The sequence below is a fragment of the Vibrio sonorensis genome (assembly GCF_001854765.1).
In the GTDB taxonomy this organism is placed as follows: Bacteria; Pseudomonadota; Gammaproteobacteria; order Enterobacterales; family Vibrionaceae; genus Vibrio; species Vibrio sonorensis.
This window is the reverse complement of the sequence record NZ_LJJE01000119.1, coordinates 37,410-61,905: the sequence shown is the minus strand read 5'-3', so window position 1 is coordinate 61,905 and position 24,496 is coordinate 37,410. Positions and strand designations below refer to the sequence as shown.

The 24,496-nt window shown below is 43.8% G+C and carries 22 protein-coding genes and 3 pseudogenes; 8 read left to right on the top strand and 17 right to left on the bottom strand.

Annotation, left to right across the window (positions count from 1 at the left end):
* Positions 1-105: 105 nt before the first annotated feature.
* Positions 106-957, bottom strand: a complete 852-nt coding sequence (locus tag BLO31_RS21705) for a pirin family protein (RefSeq protein ID WP_070971878.1) — start codon at positions 955-957, stop codon at positions 106-108.
* 178 nt (positions 958-1,135) lie between these two features.
* Between BLO31_RS21705 and BLO31_RS21700 the strand changes: the two genes are divergently transcribed.
* Complete coding sequence (locus tag BLO31_RS21700; RefSeq protein ID WP_070971875.1) at positions 1,136-1,414, top strand: hypothetical protein; 279 nt, start codon at positions 1,136-1,138, stop codon at positions 1,412-1,414.
* Here the strand turns inward: BLO31_RS21700 and BLO31_RS21695 are convergent.
* Both BLO31_RS21695 and BLO31_RS21690 read right to left on the bottom strand, forming a co-directional pair.
* A complete protein-coding gene (locus BLO31_RS21695) occupies positions 1,411-2,568 on the bottom strand; it encodes a diguanylate cyclase (RefSeq protein WP_070971872.1) in 1,158 nt (385 codons plus the stop codon). The two genes, BLO31_RS21700 and BLO31_RS21695, sit on opposite strands and share 4 nt — an antisense overlap.
* A 282-nt stretch (positions 2,569-2,850) precedes the next feature.
* Positions 2,851-3,747 carry a LysR substrate-binding domain-containing protein gene (locus BLO31_RS21690; protein WP_070971869.1) on the bottom strand — a complete coding sequence of 299 codons (897 nt, stop codon included), beginning with the start codon at positions 3,745-3,747 and terminating at the stop codon, positions 2,851-2,853.
* Positions 3,748-3,838: 91 nt separating this feature from the next.
* On the opposite strand from BLO31_RS21690, the gene BLO31_RS21685 reads away from it, so the two are divergent.
* Entirely contained in the window at positions 3,839-4,753 is a 915-nt protein-coding gene (locus BLO31_RS21685) for a DMT family transporter (protein WP_070971866.1), read from the top strand.
* 64 nt (positions 4,754-4,817) lie between these two features.
* Here the strand turns inward: BLO31_RS21685 and BLO31_RS21680 are convergent, their stop codons facing one another.
* Complete coding sequence (locus tag BLO31_RS21680) at positions 4,818-5,879, bottom strand: DUF3541 domain-containing protein (RefSeq protein ID WP_070971863.1); 1,062 nt, start codon at positions 5,877-5,879, stop codon at positions 4,818-4,820.
* A gap of 113 nt (positions 5,880-5,992) precedes the next feature.
* Positions 5,993-6,595: an alpha-ketoglutarate-dependent dioxygenase AlkB family protein gene (locus tag BLO31_RS21675; protein ID WP_070971860.1), complete on the bottom strand. Its 603-nt coding sequence runs from the start codon at positions 6,593-6,595 to the stop codon at positions 5,993-5,995.
* A gap of 331 nt (positions 6,596-6,926) precedes the next feature.
* On the opposite strand from BLO31_RS21675, the gene BLO31_RS21670 reads away from it, so the two are divergent.
* Complete coding sequence (locus BLO31_RS21670; protein ID WP_070971858.1) at positions 6,927-8,291, top strand: diguanylate cyclase; 1,365 nt, start codon at positions 6,927-6,929, stop codon at positions 8,289-8,291.
* A gap of 81 nt (positions 8,292-8,372) precedes the next feature.
* Complete coding sequence (locus tag BLO31_RS21665; protein ID WP_070971855.1) at positions 8,373-8,807, top strand: Mpo1 family 2-hydroxy fatty acid dioxygenase; 435 nt, start codon at positions 8,373-8,375, stop codon at positions 8,805-8,807.
* Positions 8,808-9,084: 277 nt separating this feature from the next.
* On the opposite strand, the pseudogene BLO31_RS21660 reads toward BLO31_RS21665, so the two are convergent.
* Positions 9,085-10,622 (bottom strand): annotated as a pseudogene (locus tag BLO31_RS21660) (DUF3612 domain-containing protein).
* 159 nt (positions 10,623-10,781) lie between these two features.
* Between BLO31_RS21660 and BLO31_RS21655 the strand changes: the two are divergent.
* Positions 10,782-11,351: an aldolase/citrate lyase/malate synthase family protein gene (locus BLO31_RS21655; RefSeq protein WP_070971849.1), complete on the top strand. Its 570-nt coding sequence runs from the start codon at positions 10,782-10,784 to the stop codon at positions 11,349-11,351.
* Between the two features lie 52 nt (positions 11,352-11,403).
* Here the strand turns inward: BLO31_RS21655 and BLO31_RS21650 are convergent, their stop codons facing one another.
* The 5 genes and pseudogenes from BLO31_RS21650 to BLO31_RS25275 all read right to left on the bottom strand — a co-directional run bounded on the left by BLO31_RS21650 (position 11,404) and on the right by BLO31_RS25275 (position 15,099).
* Positions 11,404-12,156: a substrate-binding periplasmic protein gene (locus tag BLO31_RS21650; RefSeq protein ID WP_070971846.1), complete on the bottom strand. Its 753-nt coding sequence runs from the start codon at positions 12,154-12,156 to the stop codon at positions 11,404-11,406.
* A 67-nt stretch (positions 12,157-12,223) separates the two neighbouring features.
* Positions 12,224-12,478 carry a Rho-binding antiterminator gene (locus BLO31_RS21645; RefSeq protein WP_070971843.1) on the bottom strand — a complete coding sequence of 85 codons (255 nt, stop codon included), beginning with the start codon at positions 12,476-12,478 and terminating at the stop codon, positions 12,224-12,226.
* A gap of 102 nt (positions 12,479-12,580) precedes the next feature.
* Positions 12,581-12,948: pseudogene (locus BLO31_RS21640) on the bottom strand (VOC family protein).
* Positions 12,949-13,050: 102 nt separating this feature from the next.
* Positions 13,051-13,587, bottom strand: coding sequence for a DUF924 family protein (locus BLO31_RS21635; RefSeq protein WP_070971840.1), 537 nt, complete (start codon positions 13,585-13,587; stop codon positions 13,051-13,053).
* A 73-nt stretch (positions 13,588-13,660) separates the two neighbouring features.
* Positions 13,661-15,099: pseudogene (locus BLO31_RS25275) on the bottom strand (aminotransferase-like domain-containing protein).
* An 82-nt stretch (positions 15,100-15,181) separates the two neighbouring features.
* Between BLO31_RS25275 and BLO31_RS21625 the strand changes: the two are divergent.
* Positions 15,182-16,090, top strand: coding sequence for a DMT family transporter (locus BLO31_RS21625; RefSeq protein WP_070971837.1), 909 nt, complete (start codon positions 15,182-15,184; stop codon positions 16,088-16,090).
* A gap of 63 nt (positions 16,091-16,153) precedes the next feature.
* Positions 16,154-16,927 (top strand): substrate-binding periplasmic protein, encoded by a 774-nt coding sequence (locus BLO31_RS21620; RefSeq protein WP_070971834.1) that lies wholly within the window; start codon positions 16,154-16,156, stop codon positions 16,925-16,927.
* Positions 16,928-16,967: 40 nt separating this feature from the next.
* On the opposite strand, the gene BLO31_RS21615 is transcribed toward BLO31_RS21620, so the two are convergent.
* The 5 genes from BLO31_RS21615 to BLO31_RS21595 form a co-directional block, all read right to left on the bottom strand.
* A complete protein-coding gene (locus BLO31_RS21615; protein WP_070971831.1) occupies positions 16,968-17,516 on the bottom strand; it encodes an MSHA operon transcriptional regulator in 549 nt (182 codons plus the stop codon).
* 779 nt (positions 17,517-18,295) lie between these two features.
* Positions 18,296-19,093, bottom strand: a complete 798-nt coding sequence (locus BLO31_RS21610; protein WP_070971828.1) for an ATP-binding cassette domain-containing protein — start codon at positions 19,091-19,093, stop codon at positions 18,296-18,298.
* A complete protein-coding gene (locus BLO31_RS21605) occupies positions 19,090-19,716 on the bottom strand; it encodes an ABC transporter ATP-binding protein (protein WP_070971825.1) in 627 nt (208 codons plus the stop codon). Before BLO31_RS21605 ends, BLO31_RS21610 begins: the two co-directional genes overlap by 4 nt.
* A gap of 2 nt (positions 19,717-19,718) precedes the next feature.
* Positions 19,719-20,465 (bottom strand): energy-coupling factor transporter transmembrane component T, encoded by a 747-nt coding sequence (locus BLO31_RS21600; protein WP_175443269.1) that lies wholly within the window; start codon positions 20,463-20,465, stop codon positions 19,719-19,721.
* A gap of 31 nt (positions 20,466-20,496) precedes the next feature.
* Entirely contained in the window at positions 20,497-21,078 is a 582-nt protein-coding gene (locus BLO31_RS21595) for an MptD family putative ECF transporter S component (RefSeq protein ID WP_070971818.1), read from the bottom strand.
* A gap of 255 nt (positions 21,079-21,333) precedes the next feature.
* Here BLO31_RS21595 and BLO31_RS21590 point away from each other — a divergent pair, with 255 nt between their 5' ends.
* Positions 21,334-23,385: a TonB-dependent receptor gene (locus BLO31_RS21590; RefSeq protein ID WP_070971815.1), complete on the top strand. Its 2,052-nt coding sequence runs from the start codon at positions 21,334-21,336 to the stop codon at positions 23,383-23,385.
* Positions 23,386-23,433: 48 nt separating this feature from the next.
* Here BLO31_RS21590 and BLO31_RS21585 read toward each other — a convergent pair whose 3' ends face one another.
* Positions 23,434-24,351: a helix-turn-helix domain-containing protein gene (locus BLO31_RS21585; protein WP_070971812.1), complete on the bottom strand. Its 918-nt coding sequence runs from the start codon at positions 24,349-24,351 to the stop codon at positions 23,434-23,436.
* Positions 24,352-24,496 lie beyond the last annotated feature (145 nt).

The following is a 24,496-nucleotide window of genomic DNA, read 5'->3' as shown; positions in this document are numbered from 1 at the left end:
AATAAGTGAAAAAAGAGCCACGCGAAAGCGTGGCTAAAACGTATTGGAAGGCAGTGGAACCCATCCAATTCGCGGCGTCAAAAACGCCAAACTCAATACAGAACCCTAGTTGTCACTTATCAGAGTGCCATTGTTGTAGTCGTGAATCGCTTGCTCGATCTCCTCAATGGAGTTCATCACAAACGGTCCGTAGTGAACGACGGGTTCATCGATAGGTTGTCCAGTAAAAATTAAAACCCCTGAATCACTCACCGCCTTGATGCTCAATACTGCTTCTTTGTCTAACAGTGCAAGGTTGCCTTGTCCAAGACTTTTTCCAGCTATGGTGACTTCGCCTTTGTAAACTAAAATCATGGTGTTGTGGGCTTGGTTTAACGTCAGTTCAATGGATTGATTTGGGTTCGAGCGCCAATCTGATACTGATAGTGGTACACCAGTTTGGGTAAGTGGACCAAACTCACTCTTGGCGCCTAGTTGTACCTCTCCGGCCAAAATTCTCAACAGTCCTAATTCTGGGTTGGCAATTTCAGTAATGCTCTCGTTTTGAAAGTCGAAATATTGCGCAGGCGCCATTTTGTTTTTAGCTGGTTGATTAATCCAAATCTGAAAACCGTGGAGTTGCCCATCTTGCATTATTGGCATTTCACTGTGGATAACCCCTCTGCCAGAAGCCATCCATTGAGCTCCACCGCTTTTTAGTTGTCCGACATTGCCCATGTGATCTTTGTGCTCAAAGTGGCCGTTTATCATATAGGTGAGCGTCTCTATACCGCGGTGAGGGTGAGGAGGAAAACCGCCCACGTAATCGGCTTGATTGTCGGACTTTAACTCGTCAACCATTAAAAAAGGAGAGAAGCTCGCATTGTTAAAGCCGGTTACTCGTCTGATTTTTACACCGTCACCATCAGAAGTGTCGTGCATCGGAATAGTCTGAAAAATCTGTTTCACGTTCATCATCGTATCTACTCTTGTTGAGATGCTTTCATTCTAGGAGAACTTAATCGGGAGTTTGAGAGCAATATCTTGAGTAAGTTATTCGAGTAATTCGAACTAACAATTAGAAATATTCAATAATCTCTTATAATTTTATTGACTATACTAATAATGATGGAACCGCTTCGAGGAGGGTTTGACCATGGCTGTAGTACCAAAGCATCCTGATCAAAATTCTCGTTACGATCCCAGAAAAGACATGACCGGAGAGCAATTGCACCGTTTTGGGAAAGTAGCGAATCAGGCACATAAGCGCCGCAAAGAGTTGGAAGATAACCCAACCGTGATTTCGGCCGCTAGAACCGCTGCATTTCGGCCGGTGATAAAGCCAAAAAAGGATAAGCCCAATACTGCCCGTTATGTGGCTTGGCTTATTGTTGCTTTAGCAGCATCACTGTGGGCCATGTACATGTCTGGCTAGGCTTTCTTTATTGGCGTAACTTTATCTGAAAGGTTGATGTCCAAATCTTTTAGAGGGCTGAGCCTGTCACCTTGGTAATAGCGATACTGGTTTTTTCCACCGTGTTTGGCGGCATACATGGCTTTGTCTGCGCATCGAGTGAGTTCTGGAAGGGAATCAGCATCTTCCGGATAAAGCGCAACCCCAACACTTATGGTTAAGCGGTTGACGCGCTCTGAAGCTTGATAGCTGTGTTCAAATAAGTGACAGATCCGGTCGAGAATATTGTCTAAGTCCGACCGACTTCTCACGTCGTAGAGCAACAAAACGAACTCATCCCCTGCGAATCGAGCGATAGAATAGTCGTGTTTTTCCGTTCTTCTATCTTTGCTGCGAATATTGTTTTTCAATCGTTTTGAAAAGTGTTGTAAGACCCGGTCGCCAACATCATGTCCATAGGTATCATTGATGGACTTAAAGTCGTCGATATCTAAAAAGACTAGGGCGGTAATTCCGGAGTGCCCTTCAACTTCACTTAACTTTTCTAGCGCCCAGTTTTCAAAGCTCCAACGGTTAGCTAGCCCAGTGAGCTGGTCCAAATAAGCTAAGTCTTCGATCCCTTCTTGGTAGAGAGATTGGATGTAATTGACCACTTTTGCGTAGTAATAGGAAAAGGTGTTGCACAACACGGCCATCGCAAAGAGGCTAATAACAAATCGATCGGTCGACATATAAGCTGGGACTAAAATGGCGTTGGTAAACAGTGTCGAAAAGGCCGCCAGTAAGCAAAATGCACCGCTAAACACTAAACCAATTTTGAATTCATTAATGAAAATCACGGCAGCAACGATGGGAAACAACCAGAGTAGGCGGTCGGGGATCTGTTCGCCGTATAAGAGCAGTACGATAGCATCAAAGAGTAATACACCACTTAGGACAAGATCGGCGTGGTGATGGCTGGCGGACTTGTACATGTACCACAAATTAATGGCCAATATGAGTGTGCAGATTAGGTTTAAGGCGGAAAATGGGTAACTTGCCGCTGCGAAGTGAATTAAGCCATAACTTCCCATTACCAAGATGCTGACGAGCGAGCACAACAGCACGATTTTTCGCTTTCTGGAAGAGCGAATATCCGCCATTTCTTCTAAATGTCGCCCAACAAAGTGAGTCATGGTCTCTCCGTACCTGTGCCTGCAATCCCGCAAGTAAAGTCTAGGAGAAAAAAATAAACCTGAAGCGCATATTCAAAATTTATATGTGAGCAACTTCAATAATTTATATGAATTACATTTCTTATTTCGCAAAGAAAAACGACGAGCTACAAAATTTTGACAGAGCACTAAGCATATGCAATCTAAAGTAATTATCTGTAACTGTTGATAATTTGGCGTTTTTATCTCTATGATTTTATAGAGTTTATTATTCTAATTTGGTTCTGAAAATACAAAAATATTCTATCGATTTTCTACCAGTTTCCCAAACTCACTTCTTACCCAGTCCCGCAATGTAACCACATGCTTGTTCTTGAGTTTTTGCGGTAAACACGCGAAATAGAAATCTTGATAGGGGTTGAGAACAGGGGAACCTACTTCGACTAACAGGCCTTGGTCAATCTCTTTTTTGACATAGAGCCTATGGGTAACAAAAACACCCAGTTGACGTATAGTGGCCTGCACCGCTTGAAACGAAGCTAAGAAAGTTAGGTTGTTTGCGGTTTCTGGAGGGGTAAGTTTTTTGGCATCGCACCACACTTTTAGATCGTGTTTGCGACGATCGTTAACCACTTCAATTAAGGGATACTTTTCAATTAGCTCTGTTGGATCTGATGAGACGACGGCGTGTTCTGGACTGCAAACCAATATCAGCTCGTCGTCGGCGAGTTTCTCACAATAATAGTCCTGCCACTCTGTTGTTTTCCCGTGGACAATAGCGACGTCGACGCCTTCCTTTTCCATTTTAAAGCGACCGACGAGATTTGAAATACGGATATCTAGTTTGGGGGCGAAGTCGTTAAATCGTTGCATCTCTGGGATCCACCAATGCATCGCCAGCGAGTTCACCATGTTGAGCGTTAAGCGATGAGAATGCTGTTCTTCTACTAAGGATTTTGTCGCATTAGTGATCTGCTCTAAAGCCGGAGCAACTTGTTGATAGTATCGCTGACCGCTGGCGTTAAGAATGACGTTTCTACCTACTCTCTGAAACAGAGCTTGCCCCAGCTGATTTTCCAAACTTTTTATCGCTTGGCTTACCGCTGAGTGGCTCACGTTAAGTCGCGTTGCCGCCTCGGTCATAAGGCCTGTTTCAGCGACGGCAACAAAGGCATACAAGGATTTTAGTGGCGGATTCATAGTTAAGTTATTCTTACATGTTTTTTCAATATTACTCGTTTTTTTTCTACTTTGCAGCTAAGTAAACTGGGTGACAAATAAGGGAGGAGTTATGTCTTATTCGTTGTACCCAATTCTATTTATGCTGAGTTCCACGTTAAGCCTTGCTTTAACAGGTTTGGTGACTAAGTGGCTTACTTTGGAGATTACCTTATCTTGGTTGGTTTTCCTGCGTTTCTTTTTACCAGCTGCACTCTTGGTTTTGGTCGTGGGGCGCAAATTGTTCATCCTACCCAGCAAAGGAGTAAACCGAGCTTTATATGCTCGTGCAATCTGTATCGCTAGCTGTCAGTTCTGCTTTGTTTACGCTTTGGAACGTCTAACGCTAGTGGAGAGTGTCGTACTGTTTGGCACTGGGCCTCTGTTTATTCCTTTGTTAGAAAAACTTATTTATGGCATTAAGTTGAATATGTTGACGCTATTAACTCTAGCAATGACATTTCTTGGGGTGATTTTACTCGCGGGTAACGTTAGCGGAATTGAATTTAGACCAGAGTTATTAGTAGGACTGGCAGCGGGAGTTTTTAATGGCGGTTCTCAAGTGACACTCTATCGCGCAAGCCAAGGTGATTCTAATGCTGCTCAAATTAATTTTTGGACGTTCTTGTACGCTACGATAGCCGTCTCACCACTATTGATTCTTAGCTCGCCATCCTTCCTTGAGGTCAATCAACACTCTTCGCCAATAGTGCTCTTAGCCGGCTTATTAATTATGGCAGGGCTTATTATTAATACTCAGATCTTTCGCTCAAAGGCTTATGCATTAGCAGACTCTGGCTCTCAGCTAGCGCCACTTATCTTTACCAACTTACTATTTACGGCGGTGTTGCAGTTCAGCTTTTACGATACGGTTTTTTCTGTATTTCAGGTTGCAGGTATGAGCATGATCGTCTTTGCAAACGGGATAGCGGTTTTCTTGCCAAAGTGGCTCAAGAATACGGTATGGCTGAATAGAGTGAAACCTTAAGTGTGAAGGGGGAGTGATATACCTTGATATATCACTCACTGCATCAAATATGCCTTACCTTGGTTTATTTTGGCTCTAACCCAAAAGGCAGGCCACGAAAAACAGTTGGGTTGCCGGTCACCGTTGGTGCTTTGTTCACTGACTTCCAGTCTAAAAGCATGGCTGCCAAGACGTTTCTGTGCTCTCCGTGACTTAAATCGAAGTCTCCACTCACTGATGGGATCATCCCTCTGTCTTTGTCTACGGACTTAGCAATAGCCACTCGGGTTTTTTCCACAACAGGGTCATCTTCTAAACCAGCTAACAGAAATGCGATTCCAACTTCAGCGATGATGTCTTCTTTCGCACGCAGCAAAATAGTGTCGATATGGGCTCGAAAATAGTCGTAAATCCATTGGTGTTCTTTCTCATCAACTTGTCGTTGATAGTATTGAGAATCGGCGAAGATAATATGAGTTAACCCATAGATTTTGTTGCCGTACTGCTGTTTTGATAACGCGGAATCTTTGTTGTCGGGGTAAGCTTTTTTGAAAGCTTGAGTGAAGGCTTCTACAACGTCTTGTTCGCCGAGTTGTCTCAACCAATACACTTGATTGGCAAGCTGAGCAGCCCACGCTTTGATCATTTCTTGATCGGTGGCGTAATGGGCGAAGTCGTAGCGGCGTAATACCTGTCGAAGTTTTTCGTCTTCTCGATGCTTCAAACCATATTCATTGGCTCTTGCCATGGAGCCCAACAGGGCAACACCTAAGTAGAGGTATTCTGGTCTATGCTGTGTGACGGTGTAACGCCTAGTGCTGCGCTCATCGTCATCATCTTGATAATTTGCTAAGCGCTTTTGCGAATACAGGTAGATCTGTTCGGGTGTATGGACTTCAGCCGCAAATCGATTTAGTCGACTGGCGACTCTAGCCATATCAGACCATATTGCCGCGTTATACTTCTCGTCTAATGTCTGGCGATACATCCGAAGCCCGTAGTGCCCTTCTTTAAAGGCTGATAACGTATACAGTTGGCTTTCGTAGGTATCCCGAATCACTTGAGCTGTTTGCTCGAACTGATTAGGGCTTGCAAGTACATTGCTGCACAATACCAAGCTAATACTAAGAAGGAGTCCACGCTTCATTGTTGTCACCGACCACGTTGTTTGACTATTGAGTCCCGTAGGAAAATTTACCATGCATTTGTCTGTTGAATGTAATTGGATTGTAAGTTTTCAATTTTCCCCATCAAAGCTGGTTAGATGATTCGACGAAATGTGAGATTGATCCTTGGACTGACGGCTTTGGTCGTCTTAGCGACTTGATGCATCCAGAAGTGTTGAGTGCTTCCGGACATGACAAGAAGAGTACCGTGTTGGAGGTCTATCTGGTACTTGTGATCGTTAAACTTATGTTTTAGAGAGAAGCGTCGCGTGCCTCCCAAGCTCAGAGACGCGATGGTCGGATTTCTGCCGAGCTCTGGCTCATTGTCCTGATGCCAACCCATAGAGTCTTTTCCATCCCGATATAAGTTGGCGAGTAGAGAGTTGTACTTGTGCCCTGATGCAGATTCACATTGCTGTTTTAGCCGTAGCAAAATGGGCAACCAAGGCAACGGCTGCATTGATAATCCCGAATATGTGTAAGATTTATCGCCATACCACGCTTGTACTCGTGGTTGTAACACCGACTTCCCAAATAAAGATATGGCTTCTTGCTTCCAAGGCACATGTTCTAGAAGGTCGGAAAAGCATTGGTCGGCTTTTGTGGATGGCAAAAAGTCGGGGATGAGCAATAGCTTAGCGTCTGGTAGTTCAATCCAGTCTGGTTTAAGTGAATTGGAAAACAGATCGCCGTTCATAACAAGTCCTTCTATCGAGCGTATTGTTGAGGATAAGCCTTCGCGTTTTGTGACTCAAGCGTCAGTTGAGGGAGTGACTCAACCAGTGAGAGAAATTCTCTTGTGATAAGTAAAATGGATAAAGTGATATATTTTAATTACTTGGAATGATAATTGCAGTTAGAAAACTAGTCATTGTGATTTAAGTGATATAGTTATTAATTAATTCGTTATGGTGAGCAACAAGCGACGACGGATTGGGTATACTTATAGCTAGTTACATAAAAATAACACTAAAGCACCACTAATTTGTTTTTGCTGCCAATTGCAGTGTTTCTGGGAAGGGGGAACGATGGGGATTAGTGCTGGTAAGCAGTGGTCTGTTAACCTTTTTCTGCTGTTGACCATAACCGTTTCAATCGGTTTGATTGAACTGTTGGATCGAAACCAAAAGTCGTTTATTAGAGACAATCTTCAAACTCGTGCGAAAGAAGAACTATCGATCGTGCGTGCTCAACTAGAGGCTGCCATCGTATCGGATATTTATGTGGCTCATAGCCTTTCAACCCTTATCTCTGCTAATCCCGACCTCAAGTTTAACAACTGGGACAAGTTAGCTTCTGGGGTAAAGAGAAAGAGTAAGCACATAAAAATCATAGGTCTGGCCCCTGATGACGTGATCCAGTATATCTATCCATTAGAAGGCAATGAAAGAGCCCTAGGATTGGACTATCGCACCATTCCCGCGCAGTGGAAGTCGATTAAAAAAGCCCAAGAACTTCAGGAAATATTTATCGCAGGCCCTGTTAACCTTGTTCAGGGTGGTAGGGCATTAATTGCCAGAATGCCGATCTTCTCTGACCCTCCACTTAATCAAAGGTACTGGGGGGTGTGTAGTGTGGTGCTGGATCTGGACAACCTGTTTGTCAATGCAGGGGTTGAGTCCTTTGCGTACAAATACAACCTAGCTATACGAGGTGTTGATAGTACTGGCTCTTCGGGCGCTATTTTTTATGGTGAAGCCAAGGTGTTTGAGAATGCCTTTTCGACTCAATCGGTACACTTCCCTTATGGTAGTTGGAGTTTGGCGGCGTCAACCAAATCTGATCTACTCGATTATGTGCCTTGGTATCGCAGCGAAATCGCACGGTTGATCGGTTATCCAACTGTTCTTTTACTAGTGCTGGCCTTTACTACCATCTTTAGGCTCTATTCACGTGCCAACGAACGTTCTCTTCACGATGAACTCACCGGGATCCCTAATCGCCGTTACTTTATGTATACCCTTGAGCATCAGTTTGAATCGGTGGCGAAACAAGAGCGAGATGAAAGCTTTGCCATACTCAATATCGACCTCGATAAGTTCAAGCAGATCAATGACCAATATGGGCATGCTGCGGGAGATAAGGTCTTAATTGCTTGTGCAGAGCGCATTAAAGGTGTGCTTAGAACATCTGATGTGGTCTCGCGTATTGGCGGTGATGAGTTTCTAGTATTACTCCCTCGAATCAGTCATGTGGACGATGTCGATCTGATCAATATTGAGATACAAAAGGCACTATGCCATACACCTGTTATCTATGACCAACACCTGATTCATATTAAAGTTAGCGTCGGCTATGCCATGTACAAACAGCAGTTTGCGACAGCGGAAGACATGTTAAAAGTGGCGGATGCTCGTATGTATCAAGAAAAAAGGCGTCAGCTAAGCTGTTAGCGTACTCTACTTGTTTTCAAAGCGGCAGACCTTTAAAAAAACTGCTATAGAAATAGAAGGGTATTTGCAGGGGGCGCGCTTATGAAAACGCTATCTCAATGGTTATCAGCATATGGTGAAAGCCATCAGAATCCCACTAACAAGAAAATCCACCGCGTCGCGGTGCCGGGCATTTTTGTTGCTGCGGTTGGCCTGATATGGTCGATTCCTCAGTTGTCGTTGCTGGGACTTCATATTAATTGGGTATGGATAATCAGTGTTCCGGTTCTAGTGTTCTACTTTAAGCTCTCGGTAATGGTGTTTTTGATGATGCTAGGTTTTACCTTAGCGTCTATTTCACTTGTTTGGTCTCTGTCTCTTTTGCAACTTCCCGTGTTCCTTATTTCGCTTTCCACGTTTGCAGTTTTGTGGTGGTTACAGTTTATTGGACACAAAATCGAAGGTCGCCACCCATCCTTGTTGGAAGATCTCGCCTTTCTTCTGATTGGGCCAATTTGGGTATTTAGAGAAAAGTAAATTTGCAAACTGCAATTCTAATATTCGCAATTTGCTTTCGTTTTGCGTTTTGCATTTTGGTTATGCACGGTGTTTTCATGAAACAGGACATAAAATAAGCAATTTGGCCCTTTTTTAGATAGATTCAAAGTTGGCACGCTAACTGCATTAATATAATTGACCCTTATTAAGCCGAGGGTCACCTAGCCAACTGACGTTGTTAGTGAACCTAATTTGTTCACACTTATATATAGCCAATCACCCAATTGTGATTGGCTTTTTTTCTTTCTACTCTAGGCTATTTTGTCAATGAAAGTGCTTGTGGGGCGTCTTCGCAGTTTTGGTAGCAACTTGGCTGACGAGGGCAGTTTGCACCTCTGGAGCAAATGACTCGCGCTTCAGACATGAGTCCCCTTTCTATCCAGTTAATATTCAGAATACGAGCGATAGTGGTAAATTCTTTTTGAATATGATGAGGAATGGCCGCTGAACCACCTCTGTTTACACACAGGCTTTGCAGCTCTGTTGCGATTTGAATGGCATCTCCGCCTTGTGCGTCGATGGCTGGGTTGAGATCTATCCCTGCGCATAGTACGCGATTGTTACCGGCAGGGTCAGTAATGTTCATTGATTCGCAGCAATAGATACGTGGCTCGTCACCGACGTTAAGGATTGAAATCTGAGCGCTACTGTCTGCTTGAGGTTCAGAAAGGCGTCTGAATACCGCCCAATGCTGACAGGGGTCGTTGACTTGTCTCATGTTCCCCCACGGGAGTGGGATACCGTTTCCGCGATAGACGGCTTTTAATTTGTTTTGTCCATATGCATCGAAGTAGTGCCAATGGGGATAGGGCGAAACGACTGTCATACGGCGCATAGCGACTGAAGGTGAAACCCCTGCTTTAAGATGGACGTCTATTTCATAACCGCTTCTATCGAGTAGCTGCCTGAAAGGAACTTTAGGACACAATAAAGCGCCGGCAAAGAAACTGGATTCAAAATCTCTCCACGCTTGCAAAATGTCTCGCGAATTCAGTTCGGACGAGGGGTTGCTATCGCTCTCCCAACTGTTGGTATGCCCGATGGACAAAACACTTTGCAATCCTTCTTTGCTGTGTAGAACACAATGGCCGATGTAAACCGCCAAATCGTATTTAAGGCGGGTAGGGTACTTTTTAAGTACTTCATTGAGATAGATGCTTCCCGGAGGCTCAAAGAAGGATGTCACTACTTGTTTGGCGCTTATACCAAGCTCGTCGACGACTTCTTGCGGTGAACGTTTTACCCATCGAATGGTCAAGCCCATACTGCGCGCAATGTCCATTAAGTCTTCAACGGAAAGGTTAAGGCGTTTTAACCCCACTTCTTCTGCGGCTCTTTCAAGGTCGGGAAAATGATTTTGATGACTCTCTTGGTGGGCGCGTATCAATAAGTGAGCGAACTGTCGTCCAGTGATCCCTGTTTGCGATAGCATTTCGGGGATGGCGATTTGCAAAATATCGTTGGAAAATAAAAAACTTGGCTCTAGCGCCATTCCTTTAATGCCACCGCGATTGCCTTTATCTGGGGTGATGTCTGCCTTTTCTGGTTCATCGTCTAGAAACCAGTGGGGATCTTTTTGGAAAACTTCGGCAATGACTTCCAGCATATCAATACTGGGTACACGCTTTCCACGTTCAATCATGGAAAGGTAGGAAACTGACGGAGCGTATTCGGGATTGACACGAATACACCGAGCTGAGAGATCTTCCATCGTTAAATGGTTGCGTTTTCTCAGGTTTCTTATCTTTGTACCAAAAAATGGGATTGGCGGATTAAACTTTTCGACAGCGACATTTTGTAAAATTCACATTGTAAAATTTTTGTTGTGAAATTGTAGTCAATAATTCGCTAATCTTCCAAGTAAGCAAAGTCACAAATTTTTAACGTAACAGTACGCAATTTTGAAACTTTGCTTCAGTTCGAAGTGTATGTGTGATTGATGAGGGAACGACTATGAATATGCTAACATTCGATAAAACTGATATTAAACAAAAAGATAAATCTGTTATCGCTGAAGCAGTTTTCGCTGTCGAAACGATTAGCTGCCATCAACAGACTGAAAAACAGATGAGAGCAAAACAACTGCTCGATAGACTGTTTCCACTAGAGCATGGCTCTCATCAGGATGTGACCGCTTATGTGGTTGATTACCGCCATATCATGGCGTATTTCAAAGACGGGGGGCACAGCGGGCTTGAGCATCCAAAACACTTCGTTGCCTATGCGGGTGAAAAAGAAGATCCAGAGTCTCTTCTATTGAGAGATGGTACGGGGAGCCACGTAGAAATCAGCTTTGGTGAACACAAGGGAACAGGCAGCATTGAGCTGGTGGAAATTAAAGACATACAGCTAGAAACCTGTACAAAGTTCCCTATGACCGAAACGGATAACTCTGCTATGCGCCACTGGATTAGCTTGGTTAAAGGTGATCAAAACGGTAAGCCGCAAGCTTGTAGCGAATCAAAAGAGTATACGGCCAAAAACGGTGAAGATTACACCTTGGAACCTTGCTACACCTGCTAAGCAGAAAACAAACTCTGAACTGAATTTTCCCGGCAATGATGCCGGGATTTTTTTATCGCTTTAAGTATTTATTGATAATGCGTTGAAGCTTGCCACTCTCTTTTAACTGCTGAATTTCTCGGTCAATCAGCGTTTTGAGGGCTTGGGCCTGAGGATAAGCGCGAGAAATCAAAAAGTAGAACTTGTGTCTATCCATATTAGGGACCGGGGCAGCAATGACGGCATAACGGTGAAAATCATTTTCGGTAACCAGACCTAAGCCGAGCAATATCTCTTTCCAGCTTAAGAAGACATCGCATCGATTTAGTCTCACTTCATTGAGTGCTTCGGAAACTTCAACACTGTTTTGGTCGATGTTTTCCAAACCGAAGTCAGAGTAGTTATAGCCGTGGATGCCGCAGACCTTGTAGCCTTTCAGATCGTCAATAGATTTGATGTTCAAACCGCCGGGAAACGTCTTTTTTGAGTAGAGATAAAAAGGTGTTACTTCGTAGTACCAATCGGTGTAGATAAACTGACTGGCTCGGTGAGCACTATGAGTGGCACTGACGGCCATTTGATAAGTGTTCCCTATAGCTGCATCTCTAAGGCACCGGCTCCAAGCTGTCACCGACAACTTGTAGGAGATATCATTTTTGCCAAGAATGTGATCGAGGATATCTGCATCGACTCCTCTCACACCGTCGCGGGTCAGATAGGTGTATGGAGGCCAATCAATAGCGTCACCGCAAACCTCAATCTTTTCATCGGCCACAGCAGCGGTTGTCGATGACAATAACAGTGCGGCACCAATCAAATGTTTCATTGGCTTCTCCAGACTGAATATACACTCTCCAAGTATAGTGCGATAAAACAATAACGTAACGCTGAACTCATGTGATTTGTTGAAAGCTGACAAGAGTAAAATGTGGGTTAGGGGTTAGGGCTTGCATTTCAGTTAAGGTGTCAGTTTCGAACCAAGCTTCTTGGCCATTCGTTTGCAAAATCAAACACTCTTTCTTTTGCTTGTTGTATCCGGTATCTAACGCGATACCTTCGAACACGCTCCCATTCTCTGTGGTGATGCGCACTTGAATGTGAAAAACGCAGGCCAGTTCGATGTAATCATATTGGCTACAACTGATCATATATGGTCTCCGGAACAAATAAACGCTATTCAAAGCGCTTTTGTCTTGAGTTTTATCGCCATCATTATGTGTCCATCGGGTACGGGTTACAACAGGTTCGCATCAAATTGATGGGTCTTCTTCGTGCTTGCGTGGCTTGAGCTCAACTATGTTCCCTTGTGGGTCCTCAATATACACCGACCGACTGTATCCCTGTGCTCCATATCTAAGAGCAAATGCCTCGTGCGGGATGTGTTGCTCTACTAAATAAGCCAATAGTGAAGACTCACTAACAGGTTCAATTTGCAGGCAAAAGTGCTCTAGATTAATGTGCTTTCCATCTGGCACACCGCCCGCTCTTTTTCCTAACGTCCCTTCTAGGTCACTAAATCAATTAGTGCACTTCCTGCCCTAAGCTGGAGTAGACCGTATTTATCCATCTGATCGCGCTCTATCTGACAACCTAAAATGTCACAGTAAAAGCGTTGCATCGCTTCCAGCTTATCGGTTCTTAGAACGATATGATCAATACCTGCAATCTCAATCAAACCACACTCCTAGTTTAAAGGCAGAAATATCAGTATAGACGGTGTTTAGAAGCTCGAATTGGGTTGCTGCAAAAATGCCAACTCTTCTTCTGTGCTTTGCCTGTTTAAAACTGCATTTCGGTGTGGATAACGGGCAAACCTATCGATAATTACCTTGTGCTTGTGTTCAAACTCCAAGTTGTTTTCCATGCCTTGTTGGCTGAATAAAGTAACCGCTTGCTCGTGAATGAGCTTGGATTCACTGTGCATAAACGGCAAATACGCAAACGCTCTTTTTTCTGCTGGCAATCTCATATCATCTCCAGCATCAATTGCTTGTTGGGCAAGCGCTAGAGCTAAAGGATCTTGAGCAAAAGCTAAAGGTGTATTTCGGTGAATGTTGCGCGAAAACTGGTCGAGAACAATGATTTCCGCCAGTCTACCTTCTGGCGTCCCACGCCATGCAAAGAGTTCGCATTGAGCCGCTTGTTTGAGTAGTGAGCCGAACTTTGCAGTAATGGTTTTATCTAGCTCAGGGTTAACCGTGAACCAATCTTTAGGGGTTAAGGTTGAAAACCAGAAGTCGATAACGTCTTGTTGCATGTTGAGCACCTTGTTGTTTTTTTTAGACATAGTAGGGGTAAATGCAAAATCCAGCCATATTTTATTGGTACACCTATGTGTTTATGGTTCGGGTTTGCTGATCAATCAACTGGCCAAGGGTTTTCATTGCCAGTAGAGCTTGCTCGTCGTCGTTGAATCGTGAGCAACTGAATCTGACGCAGTGTTTAAATTGATTTTTAGTTCCAAACAGCGTCCCGGGAAGCAGGCCAATTTTCTCTTCTTTACAGGCCCGATATAGAGCGAGGCTATCGAAACCCCTGGGTAAGGTTAACCAAACAAGAAAGGAGCCCAAGGGTTGAGAAAGGTGATAACGCCCCCTTAAGCTTGAGTGTTGATCGAGAACAAGTGTAAGACGATGACAAAATTTGCGAGTCGCGGTTTGATAATATCGAGACATTTTTCCGATGTGCTGGCGATATTTCCCCGTGGAAAGAAACTCTGTTAATGCCGATTGAATTAACCCTGGGCTACCCATGTTGTCGCAAATGAGCGCTTTTTCTATTTCCGGCTGGTAACGCCCCGATAAGATCCAGCCAAGTCTTAAGCGAGAATCTAAAGACTTTGAAAAAGAGTTTACGTAGATAACCCGATCGCTATCATCGAGCGCTTTTAAGCTGGGGATTTTCTCTTCATAACTAAATTCGTGAAAAACGTCGTCCTCGATAATCGGTGTATCACCGGAAACCTCTAGCAAGCGCTTTCGCCTTTTAAGGGGCATTCTAGAGCCGGTTGGGTTGGTAAAGTTAGGCGTAACAACAATGGCGGAGACAGACCATGTATCGAGAATGGTTTTGAGTGCTTCTGGGTCGATACCGTTTCGAACACAACTTGGCACTTCTATGACCTTTAACCCAAGAGACTCAATCAGCAACAAGGTGCTAAAGTAACAGGGTGATTCTACGGCGACAACTTGACCCGCAACGGTGAGAGCTCTTAGTGCCAAGCTGATCCCTTGCTGTGCCCCTTGCGTAATTGCAATATCGGACGATTTGGCCTGAATACCGTCTTCCTGTCCTATTCTGACGATGTGTTTTATCAGGGCTCCGTTGCCGGGGGGAGTTCATACTGGCTTGGTAGGTAAGTTTGCTTTCTGGCTTGTCGACCTATCTCAGCATATAGGGAGCGTATGGCAGGGACGTCGGTAAAGGGGTGAGCAGAGCCAACTGGCAGCCACTCTTTTGTTTCGTCATGAGTAAGAATCTCTTTTGCCACTGACAACATATCCACCGCTTGAGGTTTTTGGGGTGTCTCTTCTGGAGCTGGTACCGGGCTAACCCTGTAGCCAGACTTTTTAACAGAGTAGAGAAAACCTTGAGCCTCAAGCTCCTGATAAGCGCGAATTACAGTGTTTTTGGCCACGCCAAGCTCAGCACAGAGCTGACGAATCGAGGGGATTTTATCGTCAGTTTGATAAATACCGTCGCTTATCGCTCCTTTTATGTGCCCTTCGACTTGCAGATATTTGCTTTCGGTTTGCATTTCTGTACCCATTAAAAATAATGATTTTGTGCCTTTTTATCCTAAGTGTGCCCTCTTAAAGTAACACGACTCTCAGTGATAACAAGGAATAATCATGCTTCTTAAGTTGATCCCCTTTGTATTTGTGCTTTTGTGGGCTTCGGGATTTGTAGGTGCCAAAATTGGCTTGCAATACGCAGAACCCGCAACCTTGCTGAGTATCCGCATGGTGTGCAACGTGATTCTTTTTTACTTTTTGGTGCTGGCCTTTAAACGCAAAGTTCCCACCGGAATGTCTTTTGTCCACGCCTTCGTCGTTGGATTACTGATCCACGGTTTCTATCTGGGTGGAGTCTTTACCGCAATTCGATTTGGTATGCCAGCGGGCTTGAGTTCGCTGATCGTAGGATTTCAGCCCATTTTAACCGCCCTTGTCTTAATAGGTGTTGCCAAAGAGCGTTTTAGCTTGTCTCAATGGATTGGGCTCGTATTGGGATTTGCTGCTATTGCACTTGTCCTAATGGGCAAGACTCAGTGGCAGACGGAAGAGTTTAAATGGGCGGCCATTAGCTTGTGTATCGCTTCTTTACTGGGTATTACTGTAGGCACGCTCTATCAAAAGCGTTATTGCCAAGGGGCAGATTTACTCTCTAGTGCTCTAGTTCAGTACTTCGCTGCTGGGGTAATGCTTGCGCCAATCGCTTTCGCGACAGAGACAATGCAAGTTATCTGGACTTGGGAGTTTTTAGCGGTTCTTGGATGGCTGGTTGTGGTCTTATCCTGCTTTGCGATCTTATTGCTTTTGTACATGGTTGAAAAAGGTGCATCGTCAAAAGTGGCTTCGGTTTTTTACTTAGTGCCGCCGACAACAGCGATTCAAGCTTGGCTGGTCTTTGACGAAACTATAGATCTGCTGGCATTTGTCGGGTTCTTGTTGGCGGCATACTCAGTTTATCTGGTCGTAAAAGCACCCAAGTGGTCGGCTTTTTCTAAATCTAACTCAAGGGTTAAAACACTTTCTTGATTTCTTCCAACTCGTCCTATTTAAGCTAAATTTAAATAATAACCTTGTTGATAGGGGCAGTTTATGAAGGCGATAGGTCGTTGTGTAGTGCTGGCAATATTACTTTTTGTCTCGGTCACTTCTAGGGCAGAGCCGACTCAATTAAGTGAGTTGAACTATTACACCGAGGAATACCCGCCATCTAACTTTATTCAGCGAGGGGAGTTGGTCGGTTATGCCGTGGACATACTTCAAGAAGCGTCAAGACGAGTTGGAGAACCAGTGGAGGTAACCAAGATAAAACTGGGACCTTGGGCGAGGGGATATCGCTCTACACTCACCGACGACCAAGGGGTGCTATTTGCTACCACTCGGACAGATCACCGAGAAAAACTGTTTAATTGGGTGGGGCCAATTAGTGATATTAAGGTGGTCGTATTGGCGCGCAAAGAAGACAACATTGTAATTAATGACCCATTAGATATGGCGAATTATATTATCGGTGTTATTCGCGATGACATTGGAGAACAGTCATTACTTGAGTTAGGGATCCCCAGAAATGCGATGCAGGAAGCTTCGTACGTCACGACGTTGGCAGAGCAGCTAAAGAAAAAGCGTATTGATCTGTTGGCTTATGATGAGAATGCAGCGTATTGGTGGGCGAGCCAAGTGGCGGTTGAAGGCGATACCTTTGAGCCAGTGTATGTACTGACTGAAGGACACGTCTATTTTGCTTTTAACCTAAACGTTCCCCAATCGCTGTTGGACAAACTTCAGCACGGAATTGATTTGATTAAATCAGAGCGTCTAGACAGCGGGGAAACCGTCTATCAATCCATTATGAACAAGTATCGCTAAGTGATAAAAACGGCTGCATTAAGCAACCGTTTCACGTTGTTTAGAACACTGCTTTCTTGACGAAATACGGGTTGTCGAATTTTTTTGGTGAGCCAAGCTCTGACACCACCAGTTTATTCCACAACTGCACATCGAACTCGCACTTTGGAATAGAAGGGTAGATGGTTTCCAACTCTTCATTGGCAAAACGCATGAGCTGCTTTTTCTTAATTTGATTGTACTTTCTAGCAACTCGGTTGTGTTTTTGAATCCACTCTTGCTTAAATTTTTCTAAACTGGGTTCTGCTTGCTCTAAAGGCAGGCGAGATAAGTAGACGCGCTTGTAAGACACCTTGCGGTCTATCATGGTACGAAGGGCAGTTTGAATATACTTGCCGTGATGCGTGATTGAGATGTCTTCGTTGTCAAATAGTTTGACTGTCCAGCCCGTAGGAAAAAAATCTGCTCGCTTAAAACGTTTGTTGCGAACAGTCAATGCTTCATGGAGCACGAGATCTGAGGTTCCTCTAAATGTCTGCTGCCATTTTCCAATACGGATTTGGATTGCCGTAGGCAAACGATAAACGTTGGTAAACTTGTCTTGGTCCATCGACTTACACTAATTAAATTGGGTAGATTAATTAAGGAAAAAGGATAATTATCCACAAATTCCGAATTTAAATGAAATAGGTACAAGAATATTCATTTACACACTTATCTCCAACAAAAGTTTATAAATGTTGGCCAGATGCTTGAAATAGGAAGTTTGTACGAGCTAATTGTAGTGAATTAGTTTCTCTCCCGCCAGTTTAATTTAGTCAAAGTACGGTAAAAATCGCAATAAGCGAGTTTTGAAGACTTGATTTTTGTTTAACTCATTGAATTTAAATAAAATACAAAATCTTCTTACCAATGTCTTAGCCAAGGCTATGTCAGGTTTTATCGCTGTTTTTATCCAGCAATGTCACAAAAATAGGATCTTTTTCCTTGAGGATATTTAGCAAAATTATATTTTGTTTCATTGAAAAGATGTTTATTAATAATATTCACACTTTGTTACTGTCTGGAAATGATAATTAATATTAACTTTGCTGAATATAACGGTAATTCGTAGGGAAAATGGACCCATTGAAAGTTATTTAGGCCTATCAATTAGATTTTTGTCACATTCTTTTGGCTAAAAAATGGATGGTGAACGCTAAAAATCGATATCAAAGTCACACTGTTTATGCGCGCACTAAATTGCAAGCTATAGAGGAAAACACCTAACCAGAATGACCCTATCGAGTATTTAACTAAAGAATTTCTCTATTTATGGCGTATGAATAACCAGACAAGCTTTTGTTAACCGCTGCTAGCGCCCCGTCAAAAGCGTGGAATTTCATCCTACTAGTCGCCAAGTTGCATAAATCTACGCAATCTTTGTTTGCCAGCATCGTCTAGTTGATACATCTCTTCAATGCTGCGTTTTTGGATATGAACAACCAGATCGCAACAAGCGAGTAGGAATTGAGGGTCATGGCTAATAATCACAACCGTGCTTCCGCGCTTTTTAAGATGAGTTATTTGCTCAATGACTCTAAGGACGTTGTTGTTGTCTAATCCGCTGGTGGGCTCGTCTAAAACCGTAAATTCTCTATTTGCTGCGACAGCAGTGGCTAAGGCCAGTCGCTGTTTTTGGCCCCCAGAAATAGAAAGGGGATGCGCCTGAATAAGATGTGCCAAATCTAGCTCGTTTAAAATCGATATGGCGCGGGATTTGTCAGAGCTTGGCATATTGAGCATGACTTCTTCTAGTACGGAGTCACATAGAAGTTGGCGGTTGACGTCTTGATCGACATAAAAACAGCGGCGACGAAGTGCTCTTCGACTTAGCTTCCCTTGGTTGTCGGCCAATTGGCGTTGCCCTTTACCTAAGCCGCATAGTTGGCGGAAAAAGCTACTTTTACCCGCGCCATTTTCACCGACAACCGCGACAATGGCGTTTTTGGCAATGCGATAGTCATTGTTGCTGTTGGAGCGCTTAAAAAACGGAGGTGTCTGGGCGTTGATAATCCATTGTTGGTCTGAAGTCTGCTGGGCTTTGTTTCGCGCAGCGTTCAATACCACAGAGTGATTGGAAACAAGATCTCCGGTGTTCTGTTCTACCACATGTCCATTGTCAAGGTGAAGGCGCTTATCTATCAAGCTTCAAGGTAAGTGTTGCGGTGTTCTGCAATCACAATCGTCATACCTTGCTGTTTCCACAATGCAATGGCTTGGGCAAGGATGCGTGCGGTTTTGGCATCTAGATTGGCACTAGGCTCATCGAGCAATATAAGCTCTGGCTGAATCAAACTTGCCGAAGCACAAGCAACGCGCTGCTTTTCACCGCTTGATAGGTGTTCTAGTTTTTCATTTTCACGCTGAACCAAGTTAAAGTGAACCAAGGTGCGGTCGAGAAGTGTCCCTATCACGTTAACGTCAAGTGCAAAGTTTTCGGCGCTGAATACCAGTTCACTGCCAACCTTGTCGGTAAAAAATTGGCTGCGTGGATTTTGATAGACGGTAGCAACTTTTCTATATAGTGTTTTTTCTTCAATGGTAGAAATGTTATTGCCATCGATATAGATCTTTCCACTCACTTCACCTTCATAATAGTTAGGAACGAGACCGTTTATCGCGCGTATCAAGGTGCTTTTTCCTGAACCTGACCCACCAGTTAGGAGCACACATTGGCCTTTATCAATGGTTAGGTTAACGTTAAGTAAGGTCGCGTGACCTTCAAGGTGCTCGGAATAACGAAAAGAAAAATCTTCAAATCTGATCATGCTTACTGCACCTCCCCCACTGAAACTAACGCCAACAGAACATTAATGCTAATCACGAGTAAAATAGGGAAATCTAGCCATGAAAAATGGGTTTGATAATAGTGGGTTCGATATTGTTTAGCCCCCAAACCTCTGCTGATTGCAGCGGCCGATAGTTCGTCTCCAATGCGTAACGTGTTACTAAGAAAAGGTAATAATCTTGATAAAATGGCCGTTTTAATACTGCCGTTTCCCAAGGTGAGTCCTCTCATCCTAACGCTCTGTTCGATGGCGACCATTTCGTTTATTACGGTAGGGAAAAAGCGAAAAACGATGACGAATACGGTAATTAGCGCGGGAGGTAGTCGCAGTCGGTAAAGGGCGGAAACGAGTTCAGAAACTGGTATGGTCATCAGCAGGCTAAAGCTAGCGGCGGCGGGCAATATACGGGTGCAAAATGCGACCATACCCATTACGGCGATCTGGTGGTTTCCCTCCAGAGATGGAACCACACTAATAGCGACCCAAACGAAAAATGCAAAAAGAGAGGCCATTATCAATCCGCTTTTCCAATAGCCTTCGACAATTAGTACGGCTAAGGGGAGCGAAGCGAGTAGTAAATATGCGTGATTGGCTAGCCTACTACCACTCATACCACCGACTAAAATAATACTCACGCTAAGTAAAAGTAGCAGTTTGCTTCTTGGGTCAACGTGACTTTTTCTATATTTAGGTGTTCTCGCTAACTCGCTTGTTTGAGTATGTTGCACTTTTTGCTTTAACCTCTGCTCAATCGATAGCCTATACAATGCCAGCACGGGCTAACTGTTTGTTGAGTAAGGTAGCTCCGATTTTGGCACCGATGTAACCACAAACAATGGAGGCTAGGGCTAAGATAGGAAGCAACCAGTAAGGCATAATTTTCGCCAATGCATTGGCGTATTCTTGGCCGTAACCCTCTGAAATCATGGCGAAGTAGCTTTGTCTGGAAAGGTAAAAAGGCAAAAAGTTTCCCACCACCCACAAACTAAACAACGCATGGCCAATCACGCCTGCTTTCAGGTTTTGATAGTTACTACCTTTTAATAAGAGATCGGCCAGTAAACCGAAAAAAGCACCGGTCAAAACCACCCAATAACCCATTCCGGCTACGAACATCAGTAATCCATTGACCAAGCCTAGTAACGAAACCATACCAAACTGGTTAACACGGGTGAGAAACAGCATAAAAATCAATCCACCAAAGAGGGGAGCAAGCGCTGCAAGAAGAGGAATAAATATTGGAATAAATCCCAAAAAGCCAATGACGATCATCAGTACAAAAAACAACACTGAATAGATAGCAACAGTACTAAGATCTTTGGCTCTTAAATTGAAGTTCATATGTAGTCCTTGATTTATTAATGACGAACTCTTGTCGACTTAAATCATTATTTTTCTGGTTCTGAAGTGTATTTATTTCCATGTTTAAATAGAAGCCTATTTGTTAAATCTGTAAATAATAGTACCGAAAGGGGTAATGGCATCCTTTTTGGGGTAGTCGCCATCTATTTGTGTGTTGGAAAATTTGTGAGCGAAGATTTTTCGTTTAGAAAGTAGTGATACAGGACCAATGGTACTGTTTAAAAGGATTAAAAAGTGACCGACATACGCAAGATAGGACTAGCGCACGCGATTCCATTTAGTTTATTACTAACAACGCCTTATGCAGTGGCGTCAACAGAAGCGACAGATAACGTGTTGAAGGTTGTTGTCGTTTCTGCTCAAAAGATTGAACAGGATAAGCAAGACATTCCCGCGTCGCTAAGTATTTATACAGAAGACGATTTAGAGAAGCTCAATATTAAAAAAACGACAGATATTGCGCAGCTTACCCCCGGAATGAACTATTTGAGAGCAGATAACCATACGGCATATTTTGTCTATCGAGGTATTGGGGGAAATACCACGATGAACAAGATTTACAATATTAATATTGATGGGGTAACTATTCCTTATGTTGACCCAAATATATTGTTAGACACCGCACAAATAGAAGTAATTAAGGGTGGACAAGGTGCTTTATATGGACGAAACACCCTTGCAGGTTTGATCAAAGTCGATACGCGTCGTCCTATGGATGGCTATGACAACTATGTTCAAGCCGATTATGGCAGTTTTAATAGTTATGAAATCGAAGCCGCCGTTGGCGGAGAACTTGGGGAAAACAGTGCTGCGCGAATCGCTGCTCAGTACCGTTCTAGTGATGGGTATTTTGACAACACGACGCTCAATCGAGACGATACCAACGACAACGAAGAGTACTCTCTGCACGCTAAGTTTGATATTCACAATACCGATGAACTAAAAATCGCTTTTGACCTTATCGCAGATTCCTTTGATAGCGGTTTTGATAACTTTACCGTCGATGGCGGCTTAAACACCAAGAACAACAAACCGGGTTACAACACAGGAGACCTTGTTACAGGAATTTTCACGGTTGAAAAAGAACTCAGTTCTGGCTCAACGGTGAAGTCGATCAGCAGTTATAGCGACTCCAGCTATGACTTTTTACACGATTGGGATTTTAGCCAAGCGGATATTCAGCACGCGTATTTCGATGAAAAGACAAAATCCTTCTCCGAAGAGTTACGTCTGCACGGCGTTGCAAACAGCGGTATGGATTGGTTGGTAGGTGCTTTTCTTATGAAAGAGGAGTTAGACACCGCCACTCGTGTGCACGGTGGAAACGATGCCGGAATGTGGATGATGCCAGTCGGGGTTAAAATGTCCCAAAACAGCACCATAGACACCTTTAATGCGGCGTTGTTTGGTCAGGTTATCTATCCGGTAGGTAATTTTGAACTAACTGGTAGATTGCGACTGGACTATGACAAAAAATCCCTAGATTGGAAAAACAGCAACAATATGGGGATGCCAACAAGCGACAAGAGCTTTGATGATGATTGGTTTGCAGTACTTCCCTCTGCTTCTCTAAGCTGGAAGCCTACCGATAGCCGTCATAGTTATTTGTCTGTATCTCGCGGTTACAAAGCGGGAGATTACAACAACGTAATGGTCGATGCAGAGTTGGTAAGCAATGCTGTCGACCCAGAGTACAGCATCACCTACGAGGTTGGCCACAAGCAACGCGTTACCAATAGTGTAGAGCTAAATACCGCACTCTACTATATAGACTGGACCGATATACAAGTTGACGTACCACATCCGGATTTTCAGGGTTTTTATCTAAAGCAAAACGCCGCAGAAGCGCATACGAGTGGTGTTGAACTAGAGCTATTGGCGAGTCCTGCTCGCGGGGTGTCAGTGTTTATGAATGCAGCCTACCTGTTTGAATATGAGTTTGACAACTTCGCCAACGGCGCAAGTGGCGATTACACAGGAAACAAGCTGCCGACAACAAACGATTACACCGTATCACTAGGCACCAGTTATGGACTGGAGGAAGGCGTGTTTGTTGGCGCAGATGTATCATTCTTTGGTGCGCAATACATGAATGAAGCGAACACATATAAAGAAGATGGCTATGCAATTGTAAACGCGCAGATAGGTTACCGAACCTATGATTGGACGGTTTACTTATATGGTCGAAACTTGACGGATGAAGAGTATTCAACAGCGATGTTCAACTCAGCGAAAGCTGCGGGAGAGCCGAGATTTGTTGGAGTGAAAGCGAAACTCAACTTCTAAATCTTACGCCGGTGAGTGAAGACTCATCGGCGCTTTTTCATTATGTAACTAAGAATAGATGCCCAGTTCGTGCTGGTTAAGTTTGTGGTCGTACATTAGTTCGCGACGGGCATCGTTTGGGAGTAATCCATACTGTTTACGGAATGCATTACTAAAATGACTGATATTGCTATATCCCAAAGCGACAGCAGTTTCCGTGACGTTGTTTTTCTTTAACAGGTGCATGGCTTTTTTCATGCGTTCTTCCTGAAAACAGGCATAAACACTCGTACCAAATAACTCTTTGAACCCTTTCTTGAGTTTGCATTGATTGACCCCGACCAACTGCGCGAGTTCGGCGATGGTAGGAGCAGAACTCAGGTCGGATAACAGGCAGTCTTTAGCTATCGCTAATTGACGTTTTTCTCGGGTAGAAAGAAAAGCTTTGGACTGAGCAGGCTTTAGCGCTTGCAAATGCCAGTACAAGTAATCGAGAACGGCCGAATGCAGTAATAACGGGTGTTTGTCCCGCTGATTCATCAAAGAAATGACGCGGCTTACTGCAGAGTTAGCTTGTTGGTTAGCGCGTCCTTGGCGGATAAAAAATGCCATCTCTTTATCGAAATCAATGCCAGTTAATTCTTCTCCAGCTAAGGATTGTAGAACCTCTGGGCGCACCATAATTTCCAGATTACAAAAGTCGTCGTTGTCTTGAACGTGGAATAGCTCGCCGTCGGAAAAACCCATATTAATATAACCGCTGTCGCAGTTGAGGTTTTTGTCCTTCACGACAGCATTAAAATGCCCTTTGATAAAGTGGTTTAGGTGAATGTAATCTTTGTTACTGGGCAATGGAGATTGTATATCCATTTGCTCCATGTCTGCGCGGGAAAACAGACCGACAGTCATGCCCGATTGAAGCTCGACAAAGTTGCTCATCTCACTTTGATTGTGAACAGAACTTTCTTCCTTTTGATCAACCTTCATTTCGACTATTCCTTTCCCCAGTTGGGCAAAATCAAAAATTAAATCGCTGTAACTTCGCACAAGCAACCACAAAAAAACGGCGTAATATTAACCTGCTCAATAATTGCTGTAAATGATAATAGTTATCATTTATGTGGTGCCGCAG